General features: G+C 70.7%; 4 protein-coding genes. 3 read left to right on the forward strand and 1 reads right to left on the reverse strand.

Annotated elements, in window-relative coordinates; all coding sequences use genetic code 11:
- Nucleotides 1–181: methylated-DNA--[protein]-cysteine S-methyltransferase (locus WBP48_RS14605; protein WP_424441481.1), on the forward strand; the 181-nt coding region annotated here is incomplete at its 5' end.
- 127 nt (nt 182–308) lie between these two features.
- Here the strand turns inward: WBP48_RS14605 and WBP48_RS14610 are convergent.
- The gene (locus tag WBP48_RS14610; protein ID WP_424441482.1) at nt 309–677 is read right to left on the reverse strand and encodes a nuclear transport factor 2 family protein; all 369 of its coding nucleotides are present in this window, start codon (nt 675–677) and stop codon (nt 309–311) included.
- A 657-nt stretch (nt 678–1,334) separates the two neighbouring features.
- Between WBP48_RS14610 and WBP48_RS14615 the strand changes: the two genes are divergently transcribed.
- Both WBP48_RS14615 and WBP48_RS14620 read left to right on the forward strand, forming a co-directional pair.
- Nucleotides 1,335–3,146 (forward strand): ABC transporter ATP-binding protein, encoded by a 1,812-nt coding sequence (locus tag WBP48_RS14615; protein WP_424441483.1) that lies wholly within the window; start codon nt 1,335–1,337, stop codon nt 3,144–3,146.
- A complete protein-coding gene (locus tag WBP48_RS14620; protein WP_424441484.1) occupies nt 3,143–4,960 on the forward strand; it encodes an ABC transporter ATP-binding protein in 1,818 nt (605 codons plus the stop codon). Before WBP48_RS14615 ends, WBP48_RS14620 begins: the two co-directional genes overlap by 4 nt.
- Nucleotides 4,961–5,091 lie beyond the last annotated feature (131 nt).

Below are 5,091 nucleotides of genomic sequence, written 5' to 3' on the forward strand. Positions count from 1 at the left end.
GCCGAGCGCGGTGCGCGCGGCGGCATCGATCTGCGCGCGCAACGCCCCGGCCCTGTTCGTGCCGTGCCATCGGGTGCTGCGCACCGGCGGGGCGCTCGGGGGTTTCGCCTGGGGGCTCGACGTCAAGCGCAGCCTGCTCGATCGTGAAGCAGTCGCTGCTGCGGGGGCTTCAGTCGCGTGACCCGGATGCTGTAGCCCCCGAGCGAGCGTGGCACGCGGTGCCCGGCTGGCTGTCGGCGGCGGGCTCGTGTCGGGCTGGGTATGGGTGTCGGCGGGTTCTCGGCGGGACGCGCCGCGCCCGGAGCACGTCAGTGCCAGGTCCCCCGCCAGTCGTAGAGCGGCCCGGTCGTCCGGTACTCGCGGAGCTCGACGATGAGCCCGCCCGCGACGCGGGCGATCGTCGCGCCGTCGAAGGCGCTGCGCGTGCCATTCCACGTGCACTCGAAGGTCCACTGCGCGGCTTCCCGGTTCGCCGTGACGAAGTGATCGGTGACGTCCCAGCGGTGCACGATCCCGCCCGCGGCGAACCACTCCGTCGCCCAACGACGAACCCCGTCGCGGCCTCGGTAGACCGGCCCGTAGCACTCGGTGACAACGCAGTCCGCGGCGACGCTGCCAGCGACGCGCTCAGCATCCTGCGCAACCCATGCGTCGATGTAGTCGGTCAGCGCGCTCACGTCGACCACGATATCGACGCCAGGTTCGGAGGCGTCAGCCTGCGGGTGTGCGTGGTCGGCATCCACGTTTCGGCGCCTCCGAAACCGGGGGGCCCGGTTGGGGGCGCCAGTGTGCGGGTTCGGCCCGCCCGCACCCGCACTTCGGCGCCCCCGAAGTCCACGCCGTCGCCGTCGTCGCCGTCGCCGAGCAAGCTCGCCGCGCCACGGCGCCCAGCGGCTCTTGCACTCGGCGACCACCCGGGCATAGGCTGGAGGGCTGTCGCGTCGACCGCCCGAGCTGAGCAGGACTCAGGCCCAGGACTCAGCCCCAGGACTCAGGCCCGGGCGCCGGCGCACAGCCCCCGCTCGTCGAACACAGGAGGAAGCCATGTCCACGGCCATCGTCACCACGAAGCCCGCCTTCCTCCGCGCGCCGGCGGCCACCATCGCAATCGGCGCCGCGGGGAGCCGGCAGGGATAACGCGCCCGCGTCCTCCTGCGGCGGAATCGTCCCGCCGCGCATCGCGTTCCTCTCCGCCAGGGCTTCACGTCCAGCTGCGTCCTGTGGCGCCTTCGTGCGCCTTTCATCACCTCCGCCGACCTGACCCCGGCATCCGCGGAAGCAATCCGCCCCGCCAGCCGCACAAACACCCACGGACCCCACCCTCCGCAAGGATCATGACCTCCTCGACTGAGAGACTCTCCACGACCCGGGCCCTCGCCCGGCTCTACCCGTTCGCAAAGCCGGTGCTGCCGCGGCTCGTGATGGGCGCCGCGAGCGCGCTCGTCGCGAGCCTGCTCGCGCTGTCGATCCCGCTCGTGCTCGAAGTGCTCGTCCAGGGGCCCATCGCCTCCGGGGACCGGGCGCAGCTGGTCTGGGGCGCCGTCGCGATCCTCGCGCTGGGCCTCGCGGAAGCCTTCCTGGTGTGGCTGCGCCGCTGGTTCGTGCTCGGCCCGTCGACCACGGTCGAGTACGATCTGCGCACCAGCTTCTACGAACGCCTTCAGCGCCTGCCGGTCGCGTTCCACGACCGGTGGCAGTCCGGACAGCTGCTCAGCCGCATGATGCAGGACATCAGCATGCTGCGCCGCTGGCTGGCCTTCGGTCTCATCCTGCTCGTCGTCAACATCCTCACGATCATCGTCGGCATGGCGCTGCTGTTCCGGTGGCACTGGGCGCTCGGGCTCACCTTCCTCGTCGTGTGCGGGCCCCTCTGGTACGCGGGATACCGGTTCGAGAAGACCTACGGCACCCTCGCGCGCCAGAGCCAGGACCAGGCCGGCGACCTCGCGACGAGCGTCGAGGAGTCCGTCCACGGCATCCGCGTCCTGAAGGCCTTCGGCCGCGGTACGTACGCCCTGAAGAAGTTCGCGCGTCAGGCCGAGACGCTGCGGGAGACCGAACTGGACAAGGCCCGCGCCGTCGGCTGGATCTGGTTCTGGCTCGTGCTGCTGCCCGACATCGCGTTCGCGCTGTGTCTGGGCGTCGGCATCGTTTTGCAGCAGCTGGGTCAGCTGCAGCTGTCCGAGCTCGTTGCCTTCTTCGCGATGGCGACCGTGCTGCGCTGGCCGATGGAGTCGATCGGGTTCCTCTTCTCGTTCCTGCTCGATGCCCGCACCGCGACCGACCGCATCTTCGAGGTGTTCGACGAGCAGAACACGATCACCGACCCGGCCACGCCCGTCACCATCGCCGCACCGCGCGGTGCGCTCGCGTTCGAGGGCGTCCACTTCAGATACCAGGATGCCGGGGACGGCGAGCGCGACCTGCTCGACGGCATCGACCTCGTGCTCGTCCCGGGCGAGACGATGGCCCTCGTGGGGTTGACCGGCTCGGGCAAGACGACCCTCACGACGCTCCCCGCGCGGCTGTACGACGTCACCGGCGGCCGCGTCACGCTCGACGGCGTCGACGTGCGCGACCTCACCCTGCGCGAGCTGCGCACGCACGTCGGGATGGCTTTCGAGGATGCCACGCTGTTCTCGCAGTCGGTCCGCGAGAACGTGCTGCTCGGCCGCGAGGACCTCGAACCCGGCAGTCCCGAGGCGGATGCCGTGCTGCGCGAAGCGCTCGCCGTCGCGCAGGCGGGCTTCGTCGACGACCTGCCCGACGGGGTCGACACGATCATCGGCGAGGAAGGCCTGTCGCTGTCTGGCGGACAGCGACAGCGGCTCGCGCTCGCTCGGGCCGTGGCCGCGCGGCCCGCCGTGCTCGTGCTCGACGATCCGCTGTCGGCGCTCGACGTCGACACCGAGGCGCTCGTCGAGGATGCCCTCGGCGAGGTCATGGGCGACACCACGACGCTCGTCATCGCGCACCGGCCGTCGACCGTCACCCTCGCCGACCGCGTCGCGCTGCTGGAGGCCGGCCGCATCACGGCGGTCGGCACCCACACCGAACTGCTCCGCGAGAGCGAGCACTACCGCTACGTCATCTCCAGCCTGGAGGACGAACACGCCCGCGCGCGGACCTCGGAGGTCAATCTATGAGCACCGCGACCGTCGCCGGCACGACCGGCGAAGACCGCTCCGACTACACGCGCGAGGAGTCGCGCGCGATCCGTCAGCGCTCACTGCGGCTGCTCGGCTCGCTCGTCGCGCCGCTGCGCTGGCAGCTCGCGCTCGCCGCCCTCGTGCTCGTCGTCTCGACGGCGCTGCGGGTGGCCGGTCCCGCGCTGATCGCGTACGGCATCAACACGGCGCTGCCGCAGGTGATCAGTGACGAGAACTGGATGCCGACGATCGCCGTCGTGGCCGTCTATCTCGTCGCGGGCGTCGGCGGCGCCGCCCTCATCGGGTGGTACGCCGTCGTCGCGGCGCGCCTCACGCAGGCGGTCATGCTCGACCTGCGCAAGCGCATCTTCCTCCACACCCAGCGCCTGAGCCTGGAGTTCCACGAGTCGTATACGTCCGGCCGCATCATCTCGCGTCAGACGAGCGACCTGGACTCCATCCGCGAACTGCTCGACGGGGGCCTGAACGAGCTGGTCTCCGGCATCCTCTACGGCGCCTTCACGCTCGTCGCGCTGCTGCTGATCGACTGGCGGTCGGGCCTCGTGCTGGCGATCGCCGGAGTGCCGCTGTTCTTCCTGATGCGCTGGTTCTACCGCCACTCGCAGCGCGCGTACCGCGAGTCGCGCGTCGTGTCGGCGAAGGTCATCGTGAAGTTCGTCGAGACGATGACCGGCATCCGTGCCGTGAAGGCGTTCCGCAAGGAACCGCGCAATGATGAGGAGTTCGGCGAGCTGTCGGGGCAGTACCGCGACGTGAACATGCGGTCGCTGCGACTGTTCGGCACGTTCGAGCCGGGCATGATGGCGGTCTCCGCGTTCGCCGTCGCGGCGGTACTGCTGTGGGGAGGTTTGCGCATCGAGCCCGGTGTCTACGAGATCGGTACGCTCCTGGCGGCGGTGCTGTACGTGCGGAACTTCTTCTCGCCACTGCAGGAGGTCGCGATGTTCCTCAACTCCTACCAGTCCGCGACGGCGGCGCTCGAGAAGGTGTCGGGCGTGCTGGAGGAGCAGCCCACCGTGCCAGACCCGACGCAGCCGGTGGACCTGTGGACCTCGCGCGGGCACGTCGAATTCCGCGACGTCGTCTTCGGCTACGCCGACGACCGCACGATCCTGCCGCATTTCTCGCTCGACATCCCGGCCGGGCAGACGATCGCGCTCGTCGGGACGACGGGCGCCGGCAAATCGACGCTCGCGAAGCTCGTCTCGCGGTTCTACGACCCCACGCGGGGGGCGGTCACGCTGGACGGCGTCGACCTGCGTGCGCTGCACCCGAAGGACCTGCGCCGCGCGATCGTCATGGTGACGCAGGAGGCTTACCTGTTCAGCGGGACGGTCGCCGACAACATCGCGCTCGGCAAGCCCGACGCGACGCTCGCCGAGATCAAGGCCGCGGCGCGCGCCGTGGGGGCGGATGCCTTCATCGAGCGACTGCCGGACGGCTACGCGACCGACGTCAACAAGCGCGGTGGCCGCGTCTCGGCGGGCCAGCGTCAGTTGATCTCGTTCGCGCGCGCCTTCCTCGCCGACCCCGCGGTGCTGATCCTCGACGAGGCGACCGCGTCGCTCGACATCCCCTCGGAGCGGCAGATCCAGGAGGCGCTGCAGACGCTGCTGGCCGATCGCACGGCGATCATCATCGCGCATCGGCTGTCGACGGTCGCGATCGCCGACCGCGTGCTCGTCATGGAGTACGGGCGAATCGTCGAGGACGGCACGCCCGCCGAACTCATCGCCGGCACCGGCAAGTTCGCAAAGCTCCACGCCGCCTGGCGCGAGTCCCTCGTCTGACGCGCCGGGCGCTCCGGCATCCTCCCGCCGGTTCCTCGAGGCTTCCGCGAGACCGCGTGTGCGGGTCGAGACCGCCGTTGTGGGCGCCGGTCTCGCCCCGCTGCGGCGGTCTCGCGGGAGGAGGCGGGGCG

It is taken from the genome of Microbacterium sp. (assembly GCF_049661145.1).
Taxonomy (GTDB): domain Bacteria; phylum Actinomycetota; class Actinomycetes; order Actinomycetales; family Microbacteriaceae; genus Microbacterium.

What these genes read in the sequence shown, in the direction of transcription:
- WBP48_RS14620 (WP_424441484.1), top strand. Translation starts at nt 3,143, where the DNA reads ATGAGCACCGCGACCGTCGCCGGCACGACCGGCGAAGACCGCTCCGAC.
- WBP48_RS14615 (WP_424441483.1), top strand. Translation starts at nt 1,335, where the DNA reads ATGACCTCCTCGACTGAGAGACTCTCCACGACCCGGGCCCTCGCCCGG.